The sequence below is a fragment of the Bradyrhizobium sp. HKCCYLRH3099 genome, assembly GCF_051167855.1.
Classification (GTDB): domain Bacteria; phylum Pseudomonadota; class Alphaproteobacteria; order Rhizobiales; family Xanthobacteraceae; genus Bradyrhizobium.
Genome location: NZ_JBNPTW010000004.1, coordinates 194,367 through 215,854 on the forward strand (window position 1 = coordinate 194,367; position 21,488 = coordinate 215,854).

A 21,488-nucleotide genomic window follows, 5' to 3' on the forward strand; every position below is an offset into this window, starting at 1 on the left:
CATCTGGCTTAAGCGAATCCTGGGAATTACGATGACAGTGCACAAAACCAAGTCCGGAGCTAGAGCCGGAGTTTAGTGCACTGTCAACGTATCCCCGTTATGGCTTGCTACCCACCAAGATTTGGATGTCTGGACTGGGTGGGATCAACCCGCGGTTGATTTTCGGCGAAAATGGCCGTGGATCAATGGTTGCAGATATACCGAATTCATTTAGCGCTCTGACGAGGCTCTCAACTGCGGCGATCGTCTGTTTTTCGGACTCCTCCGCCGTACTCACAACGACGCCGTTCGCCGGTACGTTTGGATCAACGCTTAATCCCGTAAGTGTCCAGCCCGCATCGGTCAGCACGCGCTTCATTTGAGTGGCGAATGGTTCTATATCAGAAGTCTGCCCCGCAGCCGTCGAAGCTAAGACAAACGCGTTTCTCTTTCCGAATGGGGCCAGTATTGAACGAAGTTCCGCCTGTTGATGGATCGAGAGCCATCTAGGTTGCGCCCAAGTCTCGGCGAATCTCCCGAGAACGGCACCGACGACGCCCACCAGAAGAAGAAACCAAAGAAGGAGCTTCTTTAGGAACTTGTGACGCTCTGCCGCTCCGGACACATTCACTAAATTGCCCGCTAGGCCAACAAGCACCAAGCCGAAGCAGATGGACTTGATTTGAGCAGGATCGCCGAAAATGCTTTTAAAAATATCTGCCATGGCAAGTGCTGACCTTAGCTAGCAGGCGGAGCTATGCGAATGGACTCGCGGCTTTGAGTATCAATCACGAGTTACAGTTACGGTGCACTAAACTCAACGCAGAGGGCGAACATCGCATTTCGATTTAGTGCACCGGAATGCCAAGTTTCGTAACAACGGTGACTGTGCATACAACGCGGCGGACCGCCAGCTTTGGTGTACTGTCACCGAAATCGGGAGGGGGAGCCATCGCAGGGCACCCTCGCAATAGAACAGGTCCTCCGGGAAAACCTGATCCACATCCCCACGTCACACCTGTCTTCAGAGGGACTTGGCTCCGGGACTGCTATCCCCGTCCGTTAAACGGGCTGGAGGTACATGGAGTTACAGGCATCGCTGAGGTCCAACGAGTGCTCCATGCATTGACAGTTTGAGTAGTAGCCGTCGAGCTTGAGCTGCACGGCCCATCGGCCAACGGGCGCTTCGCAGCGGTTCGGTTCTGCCAGCTGGCCGACAGCGACCAGGCCGCCGGTCAGGCAAAGGATCAGCCCTACGGCGGCCTTGAGGCTCGGCAAGGCGACGGTGTGCGGCAAAGCTACTCTATCGGAGGTGATGTCGGTCATATCCGGCTCCTGGGCTTTACCGAATCGCGTTTAGCATAACACGAGGCGGTCTCAGCCGCTCCCCGGGGGTCGATGTCGCAGAAGTGGCACACTATGACGAGCGGGAGGTGGGGGGACTACAGTGCACGAACTCAACGGCGTTCGAACTACCAGTTTAAATTTAGTGCACTGTCACCGTAATGCCGAATCGATCGCCAAGCTGCTGCGGCTCATGGCGCGATTGGCCTCATGGCGGACAATGCTAGGTGACCGATGATCGCGCTGGAGACATACTGATCCACTTGTCGCGTTGATCTTCCGGTATGTCCTTAGCCTTGCGAATGAAGGCTCCCCAATCGCGACCAAGTGGAACGTCTAGCTCGCCGACCATTATGTGATCTTCCGGTTCGAACTCGCCGAGATCAACGTCTTTGTTGGGAAAGACGGCTATTGCGCGGTTTCTTATGTAAACCACGACCGACGCGCTGTTGTCGACAGCGAACGCCGACCACTGTTTGATCCTCGAATAGTATGGATCTTCTCGCCACTTACCCGGAAACGTCGGGTCTAGGTGTATTGCCAGCCTGCTGCCGTCGCCCTCCAAATACACAACCATCTTGCATTTCAGGGGATGCCATTGATCGTCGAATTCCTCGGTGGTGAGCCAAGCGCAAAGGAAGGTCTGACATTCTGAAGGCCGGGCTCTGTATATCGTGCAGCCGCCCTTGCCAGGTTTACAGCGAGGGCACCAAACCCCGACTGGCTTCGACAACTCGTCTATGCGAAGCAACTTACAGCACAACGAGCAAGGTCCGCACGATCGTCCATTAAGTATGGTCGAGGCTCGGCCCGACGCAAATCCGCTCATTTGGCAAACTCCAATAGGACCGCATTCAGAGTGCTTTTGAGGCGATTACCTTGGTGATTCGGTTAGTCGAGTACATGACCACCGACACGATCGCACTGGTGAAGTAGATTATCGCGGCCAGCACCATGTCGACGACGGTGCGGCTGCTAAATAACAGCGTTGCGCAAAGAACCAAAGCGACGATGCTGAGGACCACAGTAAACCAGTCGCGAGATCTGACAGCGTAGACGAGAGGCGCAATTGCGCCCAAGACGCTGCAGATAGCAATTGCCAGGAATGCTATCAGTGAGCCGCCGGCCAAGATTGAAGGGGCCATTTGCTGCCCGATCGCTTCAAAATAGGTTTTCGGAATCTCGCCGCTGAGGAACAGGTACGCGAAGAAAACCGCCGCTCCCGCGAGCACCGCCGCAACTGCAAACTTCGCCGCGAACCTGAGATATTCCATGGTTCCGATGCTATTGCAGGTTGTTGCCCGGCCGATAGAGCAGGATTGTTCGTATCTGTGGAATTCTGGCCCGTATGTTGAGCCTCATGTCGCGGCGAGTAGCCGGGAGTTTTTGGGAGTGGTTGAAATTACAGGGGAGTATTGGCGGCATGCGCGATATGTTGGTGATTAGTAAAAGGGAGCTAAGGCGTTGAAGGCATTGGCGATCCCAGCATTCCCCCCACTATACCCGTAACCAATTGAAGAGACTCGCGATTTTCTGAGCGATTTGCGGCCATTATCCCCACGCGGGTTATGAGGCCCCCAGCGCAATCGGCCGACAGAGTCAATGGGTGCAACCACGTCTCTATGTGGATAAGCGGTGGATAACTGCGACAGCCCCCTTGAGCCACTCTAGGATCACTCCGGTCTCAATCGAGCGCGTCAGGAGTCATCCAATGCTCAAGAAAAAAGGGAAGCAGCGTAGATCCAAGGCAATTCACCCGATGCCGCAGCCTGGGCAGATCGCGCTAAGTCCGCGCGAGGTGTGCGGGTTCACCGGGCTGAGCCTGCGGCTCGTGACCAAGGCGATCCGCGATGGATCGTTGCCGGCGCGGCAGATTGGTCTCCGGCGACGCATCGTTCAGCGGGCGGATGCCGAGGCCTTCGTCCGCAGTCTGCCGGCGGCTAGGCCGGAGGCGCGGTGATGACCAGGACGAGAGACATCAACCTCGCCGACCTCCGCCAGGATCGCCGCCGCGACGGCCCGGTTGATCTCGACCACGTCGAGAGCATGCGGCTCGCGCTCCGGCGCGGCGACACCTTGCCGCCGGTCGATGTTGCCGACCTCGGCGACATGATCAAGCTGCTCGACGGTTACGACCGCGTCAGAGCGCATAGGCTGGAACGTCGCAAGACCATCCTCGCCAACGTGATTGTGGAGGCCACGCCATGACCCGCCGCGATCACCACCGCCTCGCCGATCGCGACCGCATGCGCCAATTCGGCACCGAGGGCGTGCGCGGCGGGATGACCGGGCCGACCTCGGTCTATCTCGACAAACCGCACCAGCGGCCTCCGCAGCGCGACCGCGCCACCATGCGCCAGGAGTGCGATGAGGCGTTCAAGGTCTGGAGCGCGACCAGGAGGTCGACATGAAGGAGGAGAGCATGAGACTGAGCGATGAAGAGGTTTGCATTGCCCGCGACGCATTCATCGAAATTATCGAGAACGACGAGTTGCCGAGCACCAGCGACCTTGTCGAGAACCTGCTTCGCTTGGCCGACATGATCGCACTAAGAAGCGGCCTGCAGGCTGATCGCGTCGCCGACTTGCTCGCCAAGCTGTTCTCGGCCCGCATCGACGATGCGATGGCGGGCGCATTGCCGCCGCTATCATAGGGGCCGAACATGGCCGACCAGGAATGCGCGGCGAGGGCCGCGTTGCCGTCGAGTGATGGAGGGATGTAGTGTGAAGCGGCTCCGGCGGTTGCGCCGGCCGGAGCCGCGATGGGTGCCACGCGCCGTGGAGGCCCAGAGTGCAAGCAAACAACCCGCCCCGCAAAGGAAGGTCGTCGCAGTGAGTAGTACAGCCACCCAGAACACCGCGCAAGCCAGGATCGTTGGCGAAGGCGTGACGCGCTACGATTGGTTGATCGCATTCTCGCGCATGAGCCTGCGCACCCTTGCGCTGAAGAACAGAGACGTCGCCATGGCCGCCGCAATGCGCCTCGTCGAGTATCTTGCTAAGGGCGCAGGCCAATGCAGGGCCAAGCGCACCACGATTGCAGGCGAGCTGGGCATCTCCGAGCGCCATCTCAATCGCGGGCTCCAAATTCTCGAAACGCATGGTTGGATCAGGCGCCAGCGCGGCGGCCCCGATGACCCCGTGATCATCACGCTGGTGATCCCGGCCGAGGGCGCCGATATCCACCGGTTCGGCTCAAAGAAGGCGGACGGCTTACAGGACAACATGTTGTCCCGTAAGGACGCCGCCCTTACAGGACAGAAATCGACGTCTTACAGGACACAAATCGAGGCCTTACAGGACACACAGGATGTCCCGTCTAATGAACAGGTGGAACAGGAAGAACAGAGCGCGCCGCTCAACGGCGCGCGCACTGATCGTGTGGAGACAGAAGGGCCATGTCACAGCAACGGAAAAAGCGCGCCTGACGGCGCTCCCGCTCTGGATGAGATCATCGCGACATTGCCGGCTCCACCTAGCGCGTCGGAACTGTCACTGGCCGCCGACGTCACAGATGAGGATTTCGCGATCCTGGAACAGAACTACCCGGAACACCTGATCGGCGATCTGGAGAGAGCGCGCGCGGCGCTCAGCCGCGCACTCTACCGTGGCTGCGATGTCATCGACATGGCCCACAACATCGAGCACCTTGAAAACCTACCCAGCTTGGCAACATACTGCGACAACTACGCACTACCGAACGCGCCAACCTGCAATGGCGCGGTCTGTTACGCCACGCTGTCGTCGAGCCGCTGACCATGGCCGTCCTTAGAAACGTCAGACATGAGAGATTTGCCCAGCTCGTCTTCGCCAGACCAAAGAACCGCCTGCCGCTGAAGCGATGCTATCAGCTCGCCGGCTATTCCGCCCATGACGGCAACAGCAGCGAGGTTTGTGCATCGCAGCTCCTAAGTTCACCTAAGGTGCAGGCGCGTTTGCTCGAACTTTCCCGTCCTTTGGCGCGAAAAACCGAGGTTACGATGGAACGCTTGATCGCCGAGATCCTCGCCGACCGCGAGCTGGCCCGCCAGCTGAAGCAGCCCTCGGCCGCGATCAAGGCGACCGCGCTCCTAGCCGCGTTGACCGGGCACCTGGCCAAGCGGGAGGAGCACGGCAAGCCGGGTGAGTTCAGCGGCTTGCTGCCGGCTGAGCAGATCCTGGCCGAGATCCGCCTTGAGCTGGGAGATGAAGCTGCCGCCGCGATCGAGCGCGCGATGGCACGCTGAACTATGGCGCCGACATGCTTCCCCCAACCGAACAAAAAGCAGAATGATCTCAAGGCCTGCAGCAGCTCGACCTAGCGCGCGGGTTGTCGTGGGGATAGTCGAGGCCTCGGCGCTGCCTCCTGCCGCAGGAGCAAGCCTTGACCTGGGCGCTGCGGCCGGCGCCCTGGTCGCGGTTGTTTCAGCCCGCCGCCGCCGGTTCCTGGCCGCCGCCGACCCCGAGGTCGCCTCCCTCGACTAGGACGAGGGCCCCAGCCCCGGTAGGGGGCCCTATTGGTGCGGGTCCCTCGGCAAATTCGAGTCCCTCTCTCCCTGCATTTCAAGCCGTTTCCCCAGGAAGCGCTTTCGCAGCCGGGGGCCCCTCGTTGCCCAGATCCGTCAGACGGGACCCGCCCCATCCGGCGCGTTCAATTGGGTTTGGGACTCCGCCAGGAGGTCTCCGGTGTCCCAGTCCACCCGAACGGCTGACGCGCATGGGCGCGCCTGAAAGGGCGATTGGAGGGGCATCAACTCCGGAGGTGAGCGGCTTGTTCGGGCGGTCTGGTCTGCCGAAGTCCGACATAGTCGCGGATGATTTTTGCCTCGGCTTCGGTGGGAAGTCGATCGAGGGTGAGGATGCCTTCGTTGTCGCCGTCTTGGCTGACCCTGCAGAATGCGAGCTGCTTCTTTGCGGCGTTCCACGCGCGGACGCTGTGGCACTGCAGATAGATCGAGAAGGTCCCGCCGCAGGCGCGGATCTCGCCGCGCGATCCCTCGATCACGCAATCGCCGCAGTCATCGACCCGAACGCTGTTCTTGGCGCCGTTCAATGCGCCGAGCAGTGTCTGCAGCTCGGCCTTGTCGCGCTGCCTGAGCGAATGGAGGGTGCTCTGGTCCATCCCCGCGAGGTAGGGGCTGTGCGGGGCGTTTGACCAAGTTCTCTGACAGGGGAATTTTGGGGGCGGTCTCGGACACCGGCACGGGCTGAGGTCGTTTAGGCCTCTTGGAGGCTCTCCCGCCCGGCCGCTCGATGTGTTACATTCTAGAAGGGACAACGATGGAGCGCGGCGCGATGAGCATACTTGCTGAGGAGGAGGTCGTTCGGATTGCGCGCGCCGCAGGCGAGGCGAACAATCTTTCTATTACTGCTGTTTCGACAGCGCCGGCCGTCGACTCCACGGGAACATCCGCGATCGACATCAAGATTGTGCTTACGCCCGGTTCCTCGGCCTCGATCATGGGACTGCCTTCGGCTAACACCACCTCGCAGATTATCCGGCAGATCGCCGATGAAGGCGACGAGCGGTTCCCCATCATCCGGTTCGAGGAACAGGGTGCCGCCTGATCCCAATGAGTTGCTCCTGCAGGCGGACGCCTTGGCCGCTCCGGCCAGTGCGACGCAGGTCGATTTGCGACGCGCCATATCGGCGGCCTACTATGCGGTCTTCCATTTCTGCCTTACATTTGCGGCGGACATGGTCTGCGGATCGGCGGTCCGGTCAAGCGATCGATACAGGCACGTCTATCGCAGCATTGATCACAGCACCCTGCGGAACTTGTGTGACAAGCTGAGGAAGACCTCCCCGAAGGATATAGCGATCGCGCCGAGCATGGGGTTTGGGAACATCTCCGATTTTGCTCGGATCGCTGTGACCCTGCAGGAGCTGCGCCATCGGGCAGAATACGACCCGCAACCGGTCCTTACGGCTCTCGAGGCAAGAACTGCCGTCTCCGAAGCCCGGCAAGCGATCACTTGGTTCACGTCCAGCAATGATGAGCAGCAGAAGACGTTCCTCGTTCTGCTGCTGTCCTTCAAGCAGCGATCGTTGTGAATTACCCGGATAACTACCGTCACGACTCGAGCCAATTCAGTCTGGCATCTCGTACCTAAGCCGTTGCCTCACCTTCCCGGACTTTTGGGCGTTGCCCGCCGCTTCTTGTCGCGCATCGTCGATCGCCTCAATTGACTGGATACGGTCTGCAATCCGGTGGAAGTCCGTGCTCCGCCGCACCAGCAAGAATAAAACCAACGATAAGTGATTAGGAACAGGGATTGAATGGCATGACCATTGACGAAGCACTTAATGACGATCTGGTCCAAGTTGAACTCAGAGATGACCGAAAGGGCATCTACGTCCTGCGTTTTGGCTCACTGCAGACGAAGGTCAAAATCACGCTTCGACGTGGGCGTGGAAAGGAGACTGCATACACGCAATCGCATGCTATCGAGACACCGATCCAGGCTGGGCCGTATTGGACCAGCCTCCCGAGCGGAAACTCACCCGGAGACGCGCTGCATAAAGCGATTTCCGGTTTCACGATGTACTACACAAAAGCTGTCGAGGGGGGCCACTCGCCTTCCGAGGACTGGCTTGCACTCGCCTAGCCGGAGGTTCAATTGCATTATGTGGCTTAGATTGTTGCGTCGGGGGCGCGGCCTATGAACCAGCCGGTAGTTGTCGATCAAGTTGCCTGGGATATCGGAAGGCTCGCGCAGCGTCTCATGGAAGAGTACTATACGCATATGGCTGCGCTCCATGTTGCCGCTGATCCTAGAGCGGCTGCGCTTGCACCTCCTCTTGAGCCCGGTCATGCGGTGTCTGTGTTGCAAGTTCCACGCGACGATGGCACGTACCACACATTTTGGTTCGATCACTTTCTCGGCCAGGTACGGGAGCCGCAGTTAGTAGAGGACTTTAAGCGAGCGTGGCTCGCCAGCGCACTGTTGACAGTTGGCGATGCGCTTGGTGCCGCTCATTACTTCAAACGCGCACCTGAGGCAGAGCCAGAAGCAGAACTGGTTCGGCACTTGCGCAACGGCATCGCTCACGGCAATAAATTTTCAATGCGTGGTGATGTCATTGATCCCACGACCGGCCGCCTGAAATTGCCTGCGCACAATCGGCGTTATGCCGGCGTTCTCGGAATGCGAGAATATGAGATTGACGTTCACTTAAACGGGAGCGTGGTACTTTTTGACTACGGTGGCCCAGCTGCCATCCTTGATATTCTAATGGTCCTCGGCTGGCACCTGACGCGAACTGGGTCCGGCTTTGCTGCAGGTACAGCATAGTGACGGTCTGCGGCAATGTAGAGGAACCGCATGGGTACCGAGGTTAGATATTCGCGATCCACTTCCTTCCATGAGGCGGGTCACGCTGCGGTGGCGTGGTCCCTTGGAGTGCCCGTCGTCGCACTGTGGGTCAACGCCGACGACGCCGGAGGCGGAGCCGAAATCGGCAAAACCGCCCACCTACGGCTGACCGAACAGATTGCAATCTGGTCTGGCGGCGCCGTTGCGCAGAAGGTGTTCGATTGCTCCGGACACGAGCTGGCTGCGTTTCAAGACAACGTAGCCATCATGGAGCTACTCGAGGAACACGGCATCTCGGAGGAGAACGAAGGCCCGGCGCTGCGCGCCCAAGGCTGGGACATTGCGTCGGCGAGGCCAGAGGCCAATCGAACCAAAGTGACGCGCGTGGCCGACCGGCTCATCGAACATGGCCGGATGGAAGCCCCTGACTTCCTGAGCCTGATGAATGGATAGGCGGCGGTATAGAGCGCGCGGCTGGCACCGCGCCTTCGACGATCCAATCCCGCTACCCGATCGTAGCGGGCTCCGGACCCTGGACGATGCCGGTAACTACATCGCCAACCTTCCTAAGCGCGAACATGACGCGCGGGCATGGCTCGCGGCGATCCAGGCGGTGGATGCTGCTCGTCGAACATGGGGACGACACCATGCTGCCGCGCGTCGGGATCATGCGGGCGCTTTGTCCGGAACGTGTTACACTAACCCAGCGAAAGAAGGCCGCAAGTAAGTATCGGATCATTGGACAGGTTATGGTGATTGCCTTTTCATATTCATCAGCTTGCACCGACATCATCCGGCGGGCCTGGTTTTCTCCTTGAGCCTTTTGCGTATCCAGCGCGCGATTTCCTCGGCCCTTCTGTCCGTCACATTGCGTACTATTGTGTCGGCAATGGACTCGGCTGTGTCGCGCTTCAGATCAAACAGCGACCCCTCCGCGTGCTTCATCCGCTCTTCCAGGCGCTGATTGTCATCGAGAGCGTTCGCCAAGCTCTCCTTCAGTTGCGCCACAAGCGATGGGTTCTTCGGCTTATCATCATCCGGGACATTGTGCGCCGCCTCGAACCGCCGCCACACCGTCGTCGGGTGCGACCACTCGCGCAACTGGTTGGACGTCAGTGTCTGCCTCCACGCGACCACCGCCTGCCGGTTTTCCATGATCTTGCCAAGCCGGTAACGAGCCGCCTGATCGATCGTTGTCAGCTTTCCGGCCTCATAGCGCTTCATCCAGCGCGAGAACGCCTCGTTGTATCCGCGCCCCTTGGGAACGTTGGTCCTGGCTTCGCGCGTAGCCCACTGACGCCCGCGCTCGAACGCCTCCCCGATGATGAGCCAATTTTCAAAAGTCTTGTCGATGACGTCGAGCGCTTCAACGGCACGCCGGACGATGTACCGGTCCTGGTCGTCTTCATCACTCTGGTCGGACATCGGGTGCCTTCCAGATTTAACTTGTCCTGGGACAAGTTAAAGTTGAGAGGAGGTGACAAGGAGGCTGCCCAAATCTCGGCCAAAGTTCCAGACTTGATCTTCTGGCAACCCATTGATATCATTGGAAAGAATTGAGCGTTTGGTCAAAAGATCCCGCGCTACTTCTTGCCCAGCCCCTTGCTCTCCTTGATCAGCGGAGCGCCGGCATCGAGCGTCTGCTCGATCGCATTCGGCAGGCAATCGCGGGACCGCTTGCGCGCTCGCAGCCGGACCAGTTGGTCCGCATCTCCTTCGCCTCCATCCGCTCAAGGCGCCTCGACGTCGCCCTATCGACCTTATCCTCGCAGTCGATGATGGTGCGCACTGTCTGCAAGCCGAGGCTGGTCTCCTCGGCGATGGCGCGCAGGGAGGGGCCGCCCATGCGCTCTGCCGGTGCCGTCGCTGTCCTACACCGGGCCGGGAGGCGCCTTCTGGGGCTCCTACAGGCTCGGCAAAATCCAGCCGCGCGCCTAAAAGCATCGGTCAATTTTTGGGGGTGTTGGCGTGCTCCGCTGTATCGCGGATCACACTTTATCAGTATCTATATCGCCCCATTCCTTCAAATGAGTCGCCGAGGCCGCTTCGTTTTGGGAAGGACCCCTTCGGAATATGTCTTCGTCGCTAGACTCGTTGGAGTCATCCCTATCAACCATCGACACGCTTGTCGCCGTGGCCATCGCTACGGTGGTTCTCGGGTTGGTTCTTGAGTATGGGCCAGAGTTTTTCCACGCAGCAAAAGCGCGTTCGTGTGGCCTCCCGAGCGTTGGCGCGATTTTAGTTGTGCTCGGCGTGTCCGGGGAACTTGGCCTGCATGTGGCGTCGTCCCAAGTCGTGACCAAAATAAGAGGTATTCAGCGGGAAATCGATACTGCTCAGCGGACGACGATCGCGGAGATCACCAAGCAATCGGCGGAGGCTAGCGAAAGAGCTGCAAATGCGGAACAGCGTGCAGCCGAAGCGCGAGCGGAAGTAGCGAGGGCAAATGAGAACGCTGCTAATGCACAAAAGCAAACTGCCCAATTGGAACTTGCGCTCGAAAAGGAACGGCAAGCACGCTTGCCGCGATCCATTGGGCGAGATCAGCGTGAGAAACTAATCGCGGCTTTGAAGTCGGCTCCGAAAGGAAAGGTGTTTGTAATAGGGAGTTTTTTCGATGCGGAGAGCACCCAATTCGCGAACGAAATCTCTCAGATACTCAAGGATGCCGGTTTCGAGATTTCGGACATGCTGCCCCGACCTAATCGACCCATCGGCTACAATCAGCCGGGCGCATGGCTTTGGGTCAATGATGTCAAGCAGGCGCCACCTCACGCGCGGCCCATTCAGGACAATTTCAAGGAGGCCGGAGTATATCTGGACGGACAATCTCATCCTGATCTGGTCCAGCCTGATGAGGTTCTAATTGCCGTTAGCTCGCACCCATGAGCCGGACGTGCGCAGATTGTTAAGCGTCTGACGTGTCAGTTCGCAATCACGACGCCGTGCTCGGGCCGGACGGCGGCCTGCGGCACCGGTCGAGGCCTCGGGAGGGGGAGGATCTGCTGGTCGGCCGTCGTCACGGTTTCGCCGAGCGAAACCGCCGCCACCTGGGCCGAGGCGATGATCGTCGAGGTGGTTTCGCTCTCGACCGCTATCACCGGCTGCTGAGGCAGCGCGCCGGCAATATCGACCATGATGGCCTGCGCTTCGCCCGAGTCCTTGCACGAGATCTCGGCCTTTGCGCCGGACGCGATCATCCGTGCAGTTCTACGGTGCCGGCGCTGTCCTGGCGGCTTTCGCCGGCAGCAGCGCGTACAGGTCAGGGACGGTCAGTGCCTCGATCGCGATCGTCGCGAGCTGCAGCCAGCCGTTCTTGCCCAAGCTGCGCATCGCCAACCGCGAGATAGTCCTCGAATAACCGCTTGGTGCCGGCGTTGATGCGCTCGATCGCGGCGCGGCCTGCGTTGACGATGGTGGCCTGCTCACTCATGCGGCGTTCCCGATCTCAGTTCGCGATCAACGTGCCGGGTTCCGGATGCGCGGCACGCTGCGGCAGCGGCACAGGCCGTGGCTTCGGCCGTTCGATCTGGACGGCCACAGGCGGCGCGCCCAGGGTGATGCCTGCGACCTCGCCCAGGACGACCAGTACCGATGTATAGTTGTCCTCGACCACGACGAACGGCATCCGCGCCGCCATCGCGTTGATGATTTCGACCATGGTGTGCTCGGCATCAGTCGTTTCGATGTATGGGGTCGCTTGCACCACGCCGGACTGGCAAATAATGGTGATGATCGAGGGCATGGCGAGCACCAGGCCTGTGGCTCAACGGCGGCGGGTGTCGCATGGCTGGCTACGCCGACATCAAGGCTTGGAGATCCGCGACCATCAATGCTTAGATAGCGGCAATGGCCAGGCGTATAGATCGCTGCCGGGCGCTGCCCGGCCGCCCGCCGTTGCTCACCGCGATGGAACTCGACCTCCTGTCGGCGGTGCTCCGATCTCCGTTCAAGCGGTACAAAGTTCTCCCGTCGGAATACAACTGTTCTACACGTGTTCTTTGATGTCCGCGCTCAGACGGAACACAGGGTGAATTGGCTGCAGATCCAGCGGCTTAGCCGTGCTCTTGCGATGCTTTTCCGGCGAGAAACAGCAAATCGTCAAAGTTGCGCCCCTGTTGATGGGGACAACCTGAGCGACGCCCGCCGCAGGGCCGAATACTGTGCTTGGAAGCCGATCATGAATGATGATCTGGAAGCCAACATCGCGAGAAGGATCGACCGCAAGCGCGATCTGGGCAAGCGCGGCGCGGAGTAATGTTTTCATCATCTGCCAGCTCACCGAGTGGCTCCCTACGCGAGAAGAAGCGGGGTGGCGTCTTCGAGGATTTGAGCCCGATCGGCTGGCACGAGACGTGCCGCATTAGCCAGTGAGCAGCGCCGTTCTCCTCACTCACTCTGGCGTACCTCACCTTGACCCTAGCATCAGCGTGCGCAATACATCTTGTGGCTGTGGGGGAAACACAATGCAAGAAGTTCTGACGGCGTGCGCGCGTGGGATGACGCTCGGCGGCTATGCCAGTAGTTCTACTGTTTCCAAGATCCTGAAGCTACTTGCCTCGATTTTCATCCTTGTCGAACTTGTTACCGGCACCGCTCAAGCCGAGCCATGTCGAGAAAGCGCGATCCTGGAGCCATCGCCTTTCATGGGCAACAATGATGAGATTTTTCGTCTTGAGGATGGCTCCATCTGGAAGGTTCAGTTCGATTACGAATACCTTTACGAGTATCAACCCCGCGTAGTCATTTGTCCCGACCAAGGTAAGCTGATCATCAAAGGGAAGGCGCTGACGGTCGCGCGGATCTCGCCGGACCTTCCGCGCAGCCCTCCTGGGACCTCTCCTCCAAGTCGCCGCTCCGGGCGCGGGACGGCGCAAATTCCTGGTCAGATTGTTGTAGTTGCGGCTCGCTCGGGCTGTCACGACTATTTCGTGGCCGACGGACCGCAGGGCTATTATCTTCTTGAGTGGTATGGTGGATTTTCACCTAGTGAAGGCGACGTGATCCTTGGCGAACTAGGAAGCTACGGCTTCAAGGATGTTTACTATCCGGTTCAGGGATCGAAGGGGCGCCTGTACGTTGACGATTTCCTTCTCTCGCGCTCCAAGGTGGTGGAGAAATACGCGGAGAAGTGCAGTTGATGATCAACGAATGCCGAAAGACATATACCTTCTTCTCATCAACGAGGCGCGCTGGAGAGAGGAGGCGCTGAGAGCTGCGTGACCAAATGGGCTGATCGAACACGACGACGGCGCCGCGAGATACCGCCTACTCATGGGCGCCTCCAACCGGGGAGCAAACCCAGCCAGAACTAACGAGTACCGTACCTGATGTCTCCGTTAGCCCATACGCAATTCGCATATCGTGCCGCGCATTTGGCCCACATCGACAAACCAAATGTCGGCTTCCGCGACATCACGGCAAGGCGGCGCGATCGACCTATGGACTAGCCGTGGCCATCAGCGGGCATGAACCCGCCAGCGACGCCAAGTGAACGCGTCACAAAACGGGAGTTGGGAAGGGATAATGAGATGACCGAGAGAACGCCGAACCTTCAGCAAATAAAGTGGGCCATCGAAAGTCGTACGCGCAATCAAATGAGTATCGTTCAGCTGCTCGAACTGTTCGATAAATACGAAACGAGTTGGAAATCAAAGAAATACTCGCGAGCCGCGCAAGACCTTGCATCTGCAGCCTTCTCGCTGTGGCGTGCTGCATTCCTGGCTGACAAGAGCAGTAAACGCAGCGATGTTTTCACGAAGGGGCACGCTTTCTTGACGCGCGTCGTCGAAGAGAATGCGATCGGCTTTCCGCAGGACAAGCAATGGCGAGACTGGACGTTTAATTACTACAGCCGCAATGCGCAATATTCTTTAGAGCATCTCGCGGAAACTTGGGACGATGTAGCTCCGGAGTTCGTGCACCAAACAAGATCCCCGTCTCAGCGATGGGATTACTGCCAGGATCTGCTGGATAAAGCTATAAAAGGGTTTGGCTCCAAACTAGCAAAAGGCGTGGCTCAAAAACAAGACCACGAGGCTCGCCGGGCGCGGGCTACTGATAAAAAGCGCAAGCGTCGGATTGTCCGAGACCTAACCTTAGCCGAGCGGCGGCGCTCGGAACAACCAATCGGCTGAGTAAGGGCATAGGTAGAGCCCAACTGAGACCTGCTGCCGGTGCTGTTTAGGTCCGCTGTCGATGGCACAGTGGACCTTGCTCAGCGTGCCCTTTAGCTGACGCGATACTTCTTCCCGGCCGTGTGCTTTGGCTCCGGCGGCGGCTGGCGGGCATGCAGCGCCTTCATCATCGCGAGGCGAGCGAGCATCAGCGGGGCCTTGCCCTCGCAGGCTTTCATCAGCGTCTCGGCCGCGAGAGCCCATTCGGGCCGGTGCTGCACCCTTTCCGGCAGCGCGGCGACATAGATGGCGGCCGGCATCGTCCAGGGCCGGACATCGACTCCGCGCCGACCGCATGCCCCGCAGATGCAGATGAAGCGCGGTTCGATGTCGGAGAGCCGGAGGTTGTCCGGCCTTTGGTCGGCCGAGAGGCTGCGGCCACTGGCGCAGCGATAGTCGGAGCAGTAGACGATGACGCCACCAAAGCCTGCGGCGCGCATCTCGGCAAAGGTGTCTTGTGTGGTGCCGATGGTGGCCCTGTCTTCATGCCTTTCCCTGCCAACGTGCTAGCTATTCCGAGCGCGTCTCGCCGCGCATCTCGTGAAACAGCGCCTTGACGTCGTTGAGCCCAGCCTGATCGGCCAGTGGCTCTCAAGGTCGCGCAGCTGGAAGGACAGCGATCATGTCGCGCTTCGCCGGATCGCGCTCGGCGAAGTAGGCGCGCATGTTGTGGGCGATCGCGCGGGCGACATCGGGAGGCAACTCCACCGGCTTGCGCATCAATCGTCCTCGCGCTTCGTCTCGGTGGCCGGGATCGGGTCGGTTTCGAGATCACGGGCCTCGTCGACTGCGAAGCCGGGCGGCAGTGCCGGCGCTGCGTCGAGATCGCCGCTGTTGCAGACCGGGCACGGATCGCCCGGCGCCCCGCAGTCGCACGCATTCGAACCGCTGCCCCACGGTCGGTCATGATGCGCCTCGCAAATCCAAAGAGCGCCGCCGCAACGCAGGCAGATGCTTCGCGGCAGCCCATCGGACGTGCCATCCGTGATCTGTAGGACGGGGGTTCTTCCCGATCTACCTCGATACCGTCTCATCACCACGCAACAGTACTGCACGAGCAACTCAGAGTCCGAGTCATTTTGAGCGAAATGGTTCCGACCATGGCTCTGCGTGGCCGCTCGACTTTGGCAACTGAAATGCATCGACGAACGAACGTCGCACGCATTGATTGATTAACTGTCAGGCTGGCGAGGAGCCGGGCCGCCTAATGTCAGCGTCGGCTCGTGCTGCGGACTTGATATGCCGAAGTTGGAGCTGGTCGAAGTAGTGCGATCGGATCGGCCATGTTGCGGATTGCGGCTGGGAGAGCGATCCGGGCAAGAATGCAAACGTCGTTGCACTATGCTCGTGCAGGGCGAGGGCGGCGCGCCGGATCATCTCGCCAGAGAAGCTGGGCGAGGGCAGCAGCGTCCCGATCATGATCCGGCATGCCGGCATCGCCGAAACTCAGCGCTGGTTACTCCCACTGCGCTCCAGAAGATCGTCCGCTATTGGCGGCCAAATGAGGTTCGGAGCATGCGGTCAAATTGGACGTCTGATGCTTCGCCTTCCGAATGATTTAGAGGTCGGTACAAACGGGCTCGTGCGGCTCCGATAAGAGCTGGCGGAGCTTGCCATGGTTGTGCTTGAGCCACGCTATGTAAGTCGCTGTAAACGGGCTGGAGATGTGATGTGCTGCCTCGGTCACCCAGTGGTTGTATTCATCGAGGGGCAAGCACATCCCGGCCATCAGAGCAGCCGGCTTATCCCATTCGCTTAGCGACCCGAGTTGAGTTTTGAGAGCGCGAAAAAAAGGACGATCATTTGCTAGGCCTCGAAAGAAGAAGTGTGACCGCCGTTCGATGACGCTCCGGTTGAAGTCGTAGGACTGCCAGTCCAGCAAGCTAACGGGCAAACTCCCGTCAACAAATAAGTACAAGAGCCATGACCTGACGTAGGCGAGATCAGAATATGGGGGCATTGTGAGTAGTTCAATCACCCTGGCTTTTATAGTCGCGTCGGTAAAAGCTTCCTGCTTCGATGCTGCGCTGAGTACAAGGCAAAACTCCCGTGGCACGTAGTAGAGTAGGTCCGCATGTTTATCGAGTAGCCGAGTAGCATCGATGTCAGGCAGGAACCGAAGGGCGCGGAGAATAGCCTTAAAGACCGATAGGTCGATGCCTTTTTTGTCGTCGATCTCATCCAAACGCCCTAACAGAAATTCGGCTGAGATAAACGGATTGCTGATGGTGTCTTCATCCTGAGGGTCGTCGTCGTCGCCATAACTTAGCGTCATAAACGCCTTCATGTTCTCCATTTCAGCGGTCGTGAACACGTCTTGTAGTCGTGCTTTCGAGCTGCGCCTGATTTCCTTTAGGCTCGTCATCTTCGTCTTTGTCACGTTGAGGGAGAGCCCCTCTGTGACCATCAGATGTTCGGCCAATCGACACAGGATCGAATGCGCCTCCATTCCGGCAGGTACTGCAATGCGGAAATCATCGACATACCTGGTGAACTGCACTCCCATGTTCTTCAGTAGCATGTCGGTGTCGTTCAGCAGGCATTCTGCCAGCAGGCGCGAGGCGGTGGTCCCAACAGGCAACCCATAAGACTGTCGTGCGCGTGTCGTCTTGATGATCTTCTTCACGAGTTCGGAAGGACCTTTTGGACATCCTGCATCCTGAAGGACATTTTCGATCCGGTGAAAGTATATGCGCTGATAGAAGTCGGAAATGTCTGTAATGATAGCCGGGCGATCCTCTGCAAACGGGTTCTCGGGGCCGCCGAACTCCGAGAGATAAGCAAGCCATTGGTGATAGCTGCGCGCAGGCTCAAAGATCCTGAGCGACTCGCCGTCTGCAAAGCGGTATGCAAAGGCCTCGTTGTCATCCTTTGGCAGTCGCGCCGTTTCGAGATTTGGCGCGCAATCCAGAAGCGCAGCGAGGTATATGACGTTATCTGAGGCAGTTAGTTGGTGGGCGATCCGGAAGCCGAGCCATGACTTGGGCGTCAGCGTCTCAATTACGCCGACCGGGGCGTATTGACCGATGTTCAGCTTTTGGCAGTCCTTGGCGATAGTACCAGGCCGCTCAAGGAAGCACCGCATCTCGGGTAGACGGGGAAACAAATCTGTATCGCCAAACAATCCCAAGTGATTGATGGCGCGTCGAACATTATCTTCGGAAATCATACAGCAGCCTCCGCCCGTGAGATTGTAAAGCCGAAGGTGAGCAACGTAAAGGCGCGTGGTCCGGACCGGAGGCTCATTGGTTCAGACTATTTAATCCAGGAACCTCAAGACCCGAGAGTCGCTCGATCCTCCTTGTCTGGCCCGCGCATCACGATCCTGAGCGCATCGTCCGGCAACGGCCGCTGCAGCGCCTTTGCCTCATCCCATGGCGCGCGCAGCCACACCTCGCGCTCCTCGGCCGTGGTCAAAATGACCGGCATGGCCTTGGGATGGATCCGCGCGACGACCGCGTTGGGCGCTGTGGTCAGGAAGCCATAGACCAGATGCGGACCCGGTATCGGCTTGGACTTGGTCCCGCGATCACCCTTGAACTCGGTCCATATGCCCGCAAAGCAGGTCAGGGGCCGGTCGTCGGACAGCGCGAACCAGACCACGTCCTTTTTCTTCGTCTCCGGGTTCGGCTCCGGCGCGTATTCGGCGAAGCTGTTGAACGGTACGAGACAGCGGTTTTGCGGCTTCAGCCAGCCGCGCCAGTGCGGTGACGCCGTGTTGCGGATGTTGGTGACCGGCAGCCCGCCGGCTCGCGGCGGAGGCGGCATGCCCCAGCGCATCAGCACCATCTCACGATCTTCGCCATTGCCGCGCACGACGGGTGCCGGATAGTCCGGAAAAACGCCGGGCATCGGCGGCAGGTTACCTTCGTATCGGCGCATGATCCGGAACAGCGCGGCGATCGCGGCTTGGTTCGTCGTGATGCTGTACAGATTGCACATCGGGTATCGTTAGATGCTTACGCGGCGAACCAGCCGGTGATGCTTGAAAGGGCGCTTAGTGCGACTGAGGCCGCCGTCCAGAGTGCCGCACGGGCATTCAGTTCACCCGCCTTTTGGAACGCCTCCAATGTCGCGGCATCCCAGCTCATTTGCTTGAGCGCCGGGATGACCGGTTCGACTCGCCAATTTGGGGTAGGCTGTATTTGGCTTGCCTCATACCACCTCCAGGCGGCGATCAAACCGGTGACGAGCGCCAGAGCCGAAAGAGCAATGCTGCCCAATGTCAAATCGACCTCCTCTAATGAGTGCTGATCCATCGAAGATCAGACATCCTGACGAATGGTGTTTGTCAGTACCGCTTCCTCGAAACGATCGCTCGGACCGCCTTTGCGACGTTGTTGTGCCGACGAGGATTGTGCTGCCAGTTGGTCAACAAGAACCCCGCCGCGACCAACCACTCGATCTTCCGTTTCTCACGTGCGAGTGCTTGGCTGCGGTTCATCGGGATTTTGGTGCAGACGAGCGTTATGGATGCGTTACGGCGCAGCAACGCCGCCATAACCCGCACGCTCAGGCTTCGCTTCGCCAGCTTGCCAGCATTGTGCGGGACCATAAGAGAGCGGACATACCGGAGCCGATCGGTTGCACGTCTGTCACGGCCGATCCCGACATAGAAGGGGTAGCCGTCAACCTTGAACTCATAGACAAAGAAATCACACTTGCGTGGATGGGCCGATATTGGCATGGCGAATACCCTCACCACATGATCTACGCTATCACGTCTCCCTTGGCCACCAAGTCGCCGGCGTGTTGCTCGCCGAAATCCTGGTCGCGCGCATCGCGACAAGCGCGGCCTATCCGGGACGGAGGAGCGGAAATGGCAACGAAATTCATCAGCGCCATGGCTGAGCCTCAGAAAATGCGAGTTGCGGGACGACAAGTGAGCTCCCAATGACTGTTGTTGCCGGCGTTCTCGTAAAGCCAGTCAATCTCAGCGTGCCCAGTCACTCGGTCGATTGACCCATAGATAGTGAATGGTTTGCCGACCACCGCCAGTGTCTGCTGGCCGCCGAAATCGACTTGCGTGGCGCTGATGTTCGTAACTGGAGTGACGTAGTTCATGAATGTGACGCTGCGATTGGCCGGGTCCACTATGATACCAAGGTTCGTGATGGGGTCCGGCTTGAAATCCGCTGCGGCCGTCGCTGTTAGCTTACTCGTGCCGTTGCAAGACAGCGTGATCGTTGGGCCCCGTTGCTGCGCGCTCGCAGGTAAGGCCAGCACCAACAAGAGCAGGACTACCAACCTTATGGACTGCCTTCGTCGAAAAAGTCGGATTTGATCATCCCTCTCATTGAACGGCTCCCCCATCACCGCATCTCCGATCCAGTTCGGCTTTCTATCGCTCGCCCGGCCACCATACCGACGCCAGATGCGCCGCCGATATCTTCGTCTCCCGCAGCGCGACCAGCGCGCTCCGCTTGTACGGATAGCCCCGCAGCTTCGAGCAGTCCTTGCAGCGCATGTAGCGCTCTAGCTCATGGATGAGCGTGATCTTCGGTCGACGGATGATGTCGAGCGCGACCGTTTGGTTGGTGTCGCAGCCGAGGCATCGGACCTCAAGATAGCAGAAGCCAGCGTTCAATGCGTCGCCGAGGGTAGGGGAGGGCTGCGCCGGCCCCTGGAAGCCGAGCATTCGCTTATTCCAGGCATCGCAGGCGAGCCAATCGGCCTTCTTCCGCGCACGGGCAGCCCGGTCCGCTGCAATGCGGATGTCGGTGCCGTACAGCCGTTCCCTCGACTTCGTGCTCATTCCCCATAATTCCGCGAAACGCGAGCTGCGGAAAGCCGCTAGGTGTTGCGGTGGAAAACGGCGGGGCCACAATTGCGGCAACCTCGCCTTGATCTCTCGCCCAAGTTGAGGTTCAGTGCCCCTGGGGAGGCGGGGTAATGCGATACTTGCTGTTGATTGTTTTAGCCGGGCCATTGCTTTCCGGCTGTTTCCGGTCATCTGAGGAGATACGTGCCGAGATCGCGGCCAAGGACGATCAGGAATGCAGGAGCTACGGTGCTCAGCCGGGCTCGTCCGCCTATGTTCAATGCCGCGCGATGCGCGCCTCGGCGCACGAGACGGCCGATGCCGTCCAGGCTGCGGCGCCTCTGCCAGCCGCGCCACCGCCGATCCCGGAAGCTTCGTATCCTTCGCGCGGGCCGGTGCACTGCACGAGCACGGGGCGTTTCACGAACTGCATGTGAGAACCTGTCAGCTCGGGGATGCGATGCGCCAGCGATAGGTTTCGCCGTTTGCGCGGACACGTCGGCTGCATAGAGACGTACTGGGCCGAGCGCAGGACGCTGCGGTCGTGACCTCACCCGTCAACGTCGATCCCCGCCTTCTTAAGTCCCTTCCGGACTCCCATGAGGAAAGGCGTCATGCCAGCACGAGTCGCCGGTTGAGCCGGCAGCGCGGGCAATGCCGAGGAACTTCCCTTGACGGCGCGATAGCCAGCTTCGAAGCCTGCTGCATAATCGTTCTGATCAATGTGAACCCAGCCCATAAGATCACCCTCCTTTGTCAGCCTGAGGAGATTGAGGCGCAGGCGATCTTCGAACCGCGCGCCTCTTTCAACAACAACGCGCTAGTATCGCGGCGTGCGGTGGCCCACTGCGCCGGTGTAGGGATTGTAGTTGCCGCTAGTGCCGTAGTTGTCCCGCTGTGTGCTGTTCGGATTGGTCGCGACATATGGAGCGA

General features: G+C 59.3%; 33 protein-coding genes. 15 read left to right on the forward strand and 18 right to left on the reverse strand.

Annotated features, from left to right (window positions below):
* Positions 1–97 precede the first annotated feature (97 nt).
* From ACQR1Y_RS11575 to ACQR1Y_RS11590, 4 genes are all read right to left on the reverse strand, one after another.
* The gene (locus tag ACQR1Y_RS11575; RefSeq protein ID WP_434877285.1) at positions 98–703 is read right to left on the reverse strand and encodes a hypothetical protein; all 606 of its coding nucleotides are present in this window, start codon (positions 701–703) and stop codon (positions 98–100) included.
* Positions 704–1,041: 338 nt separating this feature from the next.
* Positions 1,042–1,305, reverse strand: a complete 264-nt coding sequence (locus tag ACQR1Y_RS11580; protein ID WP_434877286.1) for a hypothetical protein — start codon at positions 1,303–1,305, stop codon at positions 1,042–1,044.
* Positions 1,306–1,546: 241 nt separating this feature from the next.
* A complete protein-coding gene (locus ACQR1Y_RS11585; RefSeq protein ID WP_434877287.1) occupies positions 1,547–1,900 on the reverse strand; it encodes a hypothetical protein in 354 nt (117 codons plus the stop codon).
* Positions 1,901–2,177: 277 nt separating this feature from the next.
* Positions 2,178–2,597, reverse strand: coding sequence for a hypothetical protein (locus tag ACQR1Y_RS11590; RefSeq protein ID WP_434877288.1), 420 nt, complete (start codon positions 2,595–2,597; stop codon positions 2,178–2,180).
* Positions 2,598–3,034: 437 nt separating this feature from the next.
* Here ACQR1Y_RS11590 and ACQR1Y_RS11595 point away from each other — a divergent pair, with 437 nt between their 5' ends.
* The 6 genes from ACQR1Y_RS11595 (at position 3,035) to ACQR1Y_RS11620 (ending at position 5,548) form a co-directional block, all read left to right on the forward strand.
* Positions 3,035–3,283 carry a helix-turn-helix transcriptional regulator gene (locus tag ACQR1Y_RS11595; protein WP_434877289.1) on the forward strand — a complete coding sequence of 83 codons (249 nt, stop codon included), beginning with the start codon at positions 3,035–3,037 and terminating at the stop codon, positions 3,281–3,283.
* Positions 3,283–3,531 (forward strand): hypothetical protein, encoded by a 249-nt coding sequence (locus ACQR1Y_RS11600; RefSeq protein ID WP_434877290.1) that lies wholly within the window; start codon positions 3,283–3,285, stop codon positions 3,529–3,531. Before ACQR1Y_RS11595 ends, ACQR1Y_RS11600 begins: the two co-directional genes overlap by 1 nt.
* Positions 3,528–3,734 (forward strand): hypothetical protein, encoded by a 207-nt coding sequence (locus ACQR1Y_RS11605; protein WP_434877291.1) that lies wholly within the window; start codon positions 3,528–3,530, stop codon positions 3,732–3,734. Before ACQR1Y_RS11600 ends, ACQR1Y_RS11605 begins: the two co-directional genes overlap by 4 nt.
* The gene (locus ACQR1Y_RS11610) at positions 3,731–3,976 is read left to right on the forward strand and encodes a hypothetical protein (protein WP_434877292.1); all 246 of its coding nucleotides are present in this window, start codon (positions 3,731–3,733) and stop codon (positions 3,974–3,976) included. The genes ACQR1Y_RS11605 and ACQR1Y_RS11610 overlap by 4 nt, the downstream gene beginning before the upstream one ends.
* Positions 3,977–4,154: 178 nt before the next feature.
* Positions 4,155–5,078 carry a hypothetical protein gene (locus ACQR1Y_RS11615; protein ID WP_434877293.1) on the forward strand — a complete coding sequence of 308 codons (924 nt, stop codon included), beginning with the start codon at positions 4,155–4,157 and terminating at the stop codon, positions 5,076–5,078.
* 2 nt (positions 5,079–5,080) lie between these two features.
* Positions 5,081–5,548, forward strand: coding sequence for a hypothetical protein (locus ACQR1Y_RS11620; protein WP_434877294.1), 468 nt, complete (start codon positions 5,081–5,083; stop codon positions 5,546–5,548).
* A 503-nt stretch (positions 5,549–6,051) separates the two neighbouring features.
* On the opposite strand, the gene ACQR1Y_RS11625 is transcribed toward ACQR1Y_RS11620, so the two are convergent.
* A complete protein-coding gene (locus ACQR1Y_RS11625) occupies positions 6,052–6,423 on the reverse strand; it encodes a hypothetical protein (RefSeq protein ID WP_434877295.1) in 372 nt (123 codons plus the stop codon).
* 173 nt (positions 6,424–6,596) lie between these two features.
* On the opposite strand from ACQR1Y_RS11625, the gene ACQR1Y_RS11630 reads away from it, so the two are divergent.
* The 5 genes from ACQR1Y_RS11630 (at position 6,597) to ACQR1Y_RS11650 (ending at position 9,071) form a co-directional block, all read left to right on the forward strand.
* On the forward strand, positions 6,597–6,869 hold the full coding sequence (locus tag ACQR1Y_RS11630) for a hypothetical protein (protein WP_434894302.1): 273 nt from the start codon (positions 6,597–6,599) through the stop codon (positions 6,867–6,869).
* On the forward strand, positions 6,859–7,356 hold the full coding sequence (locus ACQR1Y_RS11635) for a hypothetical protein (RefSeq protein WP_434877297.1): 498 nt from the start codon (positions 6,859–6,861) through the stop codon (positions 7,354–7,356). Before ACQR1Y_RS11630 ends, ACQR1Y_RS11635 begins: the two co-directional genes overlap by 11 nt.
* A gap of 230 nt (positions 7,357–7,586) precedes the next feature.
* Complete coding sequence (locus ACQR1Y_RS11640; protein ID WP_434877298.1) at positions 7,587–7,910, forward strand: hypothetical protein; 324 nt, start codon at positions 7,587–7,589, stop codon at positions 7,908–7,910.
* A gap of 54 nt (positions 7,911–7,964) precedes the next feature.
* Positions 7,965–8,597, forward strand: coding sequence for a hypothetical protein (locus ACQR1Y_RS11645; protein ID WP_434877299.1), 633 nt, complete (start codon positions 7,965–7,967; stop codon positions 8,595–8,597).
* A 30-nt stretch (positions 8,598–8,627) separates the two neighbouring features.
* Positions 8,628–9,071 (forward strand): hypothetical protein, encoded by a 444-nt coding sequence (locus ACQR1Y_RS11650; protein WP_434877300.1) that lies wholly within the window; start codon positions 8,628–8,630, stop codon positions 9,069–9,071.
* 336 nt (positions 9,072–9,407) lie between these two features.
* On the opposite strand, the gene ACQR1Y_RS11655 is transcribed toward ACQR1Y_RS11650, so the two are convergent.
* Complete coding sequence (locus ACQR1Y_RS11655; RefSeq protein WP_434877301.1) at positions 9,408–10,043, reverse strand: hypothetical protein; 636 nt, start codon at positions 10,041–10,043, stop codon at positions 9,408–9,410.
* 708 nt (positions 10,044–10,751) lie between these two features.
* On the opposite strand from ACQR1Y_RS11655, the gene ACQR1Y_RS11660 reads away from it, so the two are divergent.
* Complete coding sequence (locus ACQR1Y_RS11660) at positions 10,752–11,507, forward strand: hypothetical protein (protein ID WP_434877302.1); 756 nt, start codon at positions 10,752–10,754, stop codon at positions 11,505–11,507.
* A 35-nt stretch (positions 11,508–11,542) separates the two neighbouring features.
* On the opposite strand, the gene ACQR1Y_RS11665 is transcribed toward ACQR1Y_RS11660, so the two are convergent.
* The 4 genes from ACQR1Y_RS11665 to ACQR1Y_RS11680 all read right to left on the reverse strand — a co-directional run bounded on the left by ACQR1Y_RS11665 (position 11,543) and on the right by ACQR1Y_RS11680 (position 12,900).
* Complete coding sequence (locus ACQR1Y_RS11665) at positions 11,543–11,818, reverse strand: hypothetical protein (protein ID WP_434877303.1); 276 nt, start codon at positions 11,816–11,818, stop codon at positions 11,543–11,545.
* A gap of 62 nt (positions 11,819–11,880) precedes the next feature.
* A complete protein-coding gene (locus ACQR1Y_RS11670) occupies positions 11,881–12,051 on the reverse strand; it encodes a hypothetical protein (protein ID WP_434877304.1) in 171 nt (56 codons plus the stop codon).
* A gap of 15 nt (positions 12,052–12,066) precedes the next feature.
* Positions 12,067–12,363 carry a hypothetical protein gene (locus ACQR1Y_RS11675; RefSeq protein ID WP_434877305.1) on the reverse strand — a complete coding sequence of 99 codons (297 nt, stop codon included), beginning with the start codon at positions 12,361–12,363 and terminating at the stop codon, positions 12,067–12,069.
* A 243-nt stretch (positions 12,364–12,606) separates the two neighbouring features.
* Positions 12,607–12,900, reverse strand: coding sequence for a hypothetical protein (locus ACQR1Y_RS11680; RefSeq protein ID WP_434877306.1), 294 nt, complete (start codon positions 12,898–12,900; stop codon positions 12,607–12,609).
* Positions 12,901–13,084: 184 nt separating this feature from the next.
* On the opposite strand from ACQR1Y_RS11680, the gene ACQR1Y_RS11685 reads away from it, so the two are divergent.
* Positions 13,085–13,759, forward strand: a complete 675-nt coding sequence (locus tag ACQR1Y_RS11685) for a hypothetical protein (protein WP_434877307.1) — start codon at positions 13,085–13,087, stop codon at positions 13,757–13,759.
* A 390-nt stretch (positions 13,760–14,149) separates the two neighbouring features.
* Complete coding sequence (locus ACQR1Y_RS11690) at positions 14,150–14,755, forward strand: hypothetical protein (protein WP_434877308.1); 606 nt, start codon at positions 14,150–14,152, stop codon at positions 14,753–14,755.
* Between the two features lie 92 nt (positions 14,756–14,847).
* On the opposite strand, the gene ACQR1Y_RS11695 is transcribed toward ACQR1Y_RS11690, so the two are convergent.
* The 8 genes from ACQR1Y_RS11695 to ACQR1Y_RS11730 form a co-directional block, all read right to left on the reverse strand.
* Entirely contained in the window at positions 14,848–15,234 is a 387-nt protein-coding gene (locus ACQR1Y_RS11695; protein ID WP_434877309.1) for a hypothetical protein, read from the reverse strand.
* A gap of 151 nt (positions 15,235–15,385) precedes the next feature.
* Positions 15,386–15,514 carry a hypothetical protein gene (locus ACQR1Y_RS11700; RefSeq protein ID WP_434877310.1) on the reverse strand — a complete coding sequence of 43 codons (129 nt, stop codon included), beginning with the start codon at positions 15,512–15,514 and terminating at the stop codon, positions 15,386–15,388.
* Between the two features lie 838 nt (positions 15,515–16,352).
* Positions 16,353–17,963 (reverse strand): RNA-directed DNA polymerase, encoded by a 1,611-nt coding sequence (locus ACQR1Y_RS11705; protein ID WP_434877311.1) that lies wholly within the window; start codon positions 17,961–17,963, stop codon positions 16,353–16,355.
* A gap of 104 nt (positions 17,964–18,067) precedes the next feature.
* Positions 18,068–18,736: an SOS response-associated peptidase gene (locus ACQR1Y_RS11710; RefSeq protein WP_434877312.1), complete on the reverse strand. Its 669-nt coding sequence runs from the start codon at positions 18,734–18,736 to the stop codon at positions 18,068–18,070.
* A 17-nt stretch (positions 18,737–18,753) separates the two neighbouring features.
* Positions 18,754–19,053, reverse strand: coding sequence for a hypothetical protein (locus ACQR1Y_RS11715; protein ID WP_434877313.1), 300 nt, complete (start codon positions 19,051–19,053; stop codon positions 18,754–18,756).
* 32 nt (positions 19,054–19,085) lie between these two features.
* The gene (locus ACQR1Y_RS11720) at positions 19,086–19,481 is read right to left on the reverse strand and encodes a hypothetical protein (RefSeq protein ID WP_434877314.1); all 396 of its coding nucleotides are present in this window, start codon (positions 19,479–19,481) and stop codon (positions 19,086–19,088) included.
* Positions 19,482–19,648: 167 nt separating this feature from the next.
* Entirely contained in the window at positions 19,649–20,107 is a 459-nt protein-coding gene (locus ACQR1Y_RS11725; protein ID WP_434877315.1) for a hypothetical protein, read from the reverse strand.
* A 28-nt stretch (positions 20,108–20,135) separates the two neighbouring features.
* A complete protein-coding gene (locus ACQR1Y_RS11730) occupies positions 20,136–20,549 on the reverse strand; it encodes a hypothetical protein (protein WP_434877316.1) in 414 nt (137 codons plus the stop codon).
* A 137-nt stretch (positions 20,550–20,686) separates the two neighbouring features.
* On the opposite strand from ACQR1Y_RS11730, the gene ACQR1Y_RS11735 reads away from it, so the two are divergent.
* Entirely contained in the window at positions 20,687–20,992 is a 306-nt protein-coding gene (locus ACQR1Y_RS11735; protein WP_434877317.1) for a hypothetical protein, read from the forward strand.
* Positions 20,993–21,488: the final 496 nt, after the last annotated feature.

What these genes read in the sequence shown, in the direction of transcription:
- ACQR1Y_RS11575 (WP_434877285.1), bottom strand. Translation starts at nt 703, where the DNA reads ATGGCAGATATTTTTAAAAGCATTTTCGGCGATCCTGCTCAAATCAAG.
- ACQR1Y_RS11580 (WP_434877286.1), bottom strand. Translation starts at nt 1,305, where the DNA reads ATGACCGACATCACCTCCGATAGAGTAGCTTTGCCGCACACCGTCGCC.
- ACQR1Y_RS11585 (WP_434877287.1), bottom strand. Translation starts at nt 1,900, where the DNA reads ATGGTTGTGTATTTGGAGGGCGACGGCAGCAGGCTGGCAATACACCTA.
- ACQR1Y_RS11590 (WP_434877288.1), bottom strand. Translation starts at nt 2,597, where the DNA reads ATGGAATATCTCAGGTTCGCGGCGAAGTTTGCAGTTGCGGCGGTGCTC.
- ACQR1Y_RS11595 (WP_434877289.1), top strand. Translation starts at nt 3,035, where the DNA reads ATGCTCAAGAAAAAAGGGAAGCAGCGTAGATCCAAGGCAATTCACCCG.
- ACQR1Y_RS11600 (WP_434877290.1), top strand. Translation starts at nt 3,283, where the DNA reads ATGACCAGGACGAGAGACATCAACCTCGCCGACCTCCGCCAGGATCGC.
- ACQR1Y_RS11605 (WP_434877291.1), top strand. Translation starts at nt 3,528, where the DNA reads ATGACCCGCCGCGATCACCACCGCCTCGCCGATCGCGACCGCATGCGC.
- ACQR1Y_RS11610 (WP_434877292.1), top strand. Translation starts at nt 3,731, where the DNA reads ATGAAGGAGGAGAGCATGAGACTGAGCGATGAAGAGGTTTGCATTGCC.
- ACQR1Y_RS11620 (WP_434877294.1), top strand. Translation starts at nt 5,081, where the DNA reads ATGGCCGTCCTTAGAAACGTCAGACATGAGAGATTTGCCCAGCTCGTC.
- ACQR1Y_RS11625 (WP_434877295.1), bottom strand. Translation starts at nt 6,423, where the DNA reads ATGGACCAGAGCACCCTCCATTCGCTCAGGCAGCGCGACAAGGCCGAG.
- ACQR1Y_RS11630 (WP_434894302.1), top strand. Translation starts at nt 6,597, where the DNA reads ATGAGCATACTTGCTGAGGAGGAGGTCGTTCGGATTGCGCGCGCCGCA.
- ACQR1Y_RS11640 (WP_434877298.1), top strand. Translation starts at nt 7,587, where the DNA reads ATGACCATTGACGAAGCACTTAATGACGATCTGGTCCAAGTTGAACTC.
- ACQR1Y_RS11645 (WP_434877299.1), top strand. Translation starts at nt 7,965, where the DNA reads ATGAACCAGCCGGTAGTTGTCGATCAAGTTGCCTGGGATATCGGAAGG.
- ACQR1Y_RS11650 (WP_434877300.1), top strand. Translation starts at nt 8,628, where the DNA reads ATGGGTACCGAGGTTAGATATTCGCGATCCACTTCCTTCCATGAGGCG.
- ACQR1Y_RS11655 (WP_434877301.1), bottom strand. Translation starts at nt 10,043, where the DNA reads ATGTCCGACCAGAGTGATGAAGACGACCAGGACCGGTACATCGTCCGG.
- ACQR1Y_RS11665 (WP_434877303.1), bottom strand. Translation starts at nt 11,818, where the DNA reads ATGATCGCGTCCGGCGCAAAGGCCGAGATCTCGTGCAAGGACTCGGGC.
- ACQR1Y_RS11670 (WP_434877304.1), bottom strand. Translation starts at nt 12,051, where the DNA reads ATGAGTGAGCAGGCCACCATCGTCAACGCAGGCCGCGCCGCGATCGAG.
- ACQR1Y_RS11675 (WP_434877305.1), bottom strand. Translation starts at nt 12,363, where the DNA reads ATGCCCTCGATCATCACCATTATTTGCCAGTCCGGCGTGGTGCAAGCG.
- ACQR1Y_RS11685 (WP_434877307.1), top strand. Translation starts at nt 13,085, where the DNA reads ATGCAAGAAGTTCTGACGGCGTGCGCGCGTGGGATGACGCTCGGCGGC.
- ACQR1Y_RS11690 (WP_434877308.1), top strand. Translation starts at nt 14,150, where the DNA reads ATGACCGAGAGAACGCCGAACCTTCAGCAAATAAAGTGGGCCATCGAA.
- ACQR1Y_RS11695 (WP_434877309.1), bottom strand. Translation starts at nt 15,234, where the DNA reads ATGCGCGCCGCAGGCTTTGGTGGCGTCATCGTCTACTGCTCCGACTAT.
- ACQR1Y_RS11700 (WP_434877310.1), bottom strand. Translation starts at nt 15,514, where the DNA reads ATGCGCAAGCCGGTGGAGTTGCCTCCCGATGTCGCCCGCGCGATCGCC.
- ACQR1Y_RS11705 (WP_434877311.1), bottom strand. Translation starts at nt 17,963, where the DNA reads ATGATTTCCGAAGATAATGTTCGACGCGCCATCAATCACTTGGGATTG.
- ACQR1Y_RS11710 (WP_434877312.1), bottom strand. Translation starts at nt 18,736, where the DNA reads ATGTGCAATCTGTACAGCATCACGACGAACCAAGCCGCGATCGCCGCG.
- ACQR1Y_RS11715 (WP_434877313.1), bottom strand. Translation starts at nt 19,053, where the DNA reads ATGGATCAGCACTCATTAGAGGAGGTCGATTTGACATTGGGCAGCATT.
- ACQR1Y_RS11720 (WP_434877314.1), bottom strand. Translation starts at nt 19,481, where the DNA reads ATGCCAATATCGGCCCATCCACGCAAGTGTGATTTCTTTGTCTATGAG.
- ACQR1Y_RS11725 (WP_434877315.1), bottom strand. Translation starts at nt 20,107, where the DNA reads ATGGGGGAGCCGTTCAATGAGAGGGATGATCAAATCCGACTTTTTCGA.
- ACQR1Y_RS11730 (WP_434877316.1), bottom strand. Translation starts at nt 20,549, where the DNA reads ATGAGCACGAAGTCGAGGGAACGGCTGTACGGCACCGACATCCGCATT.
- ACQR1Y_RS11735 (WP_434877317.1), top strand. Translation starts at nt 20,687, where the DNA reads ATGCGATACTTGCTGTTGATTGTTTTAGCCGGGCCATTGCTTTCCGGC.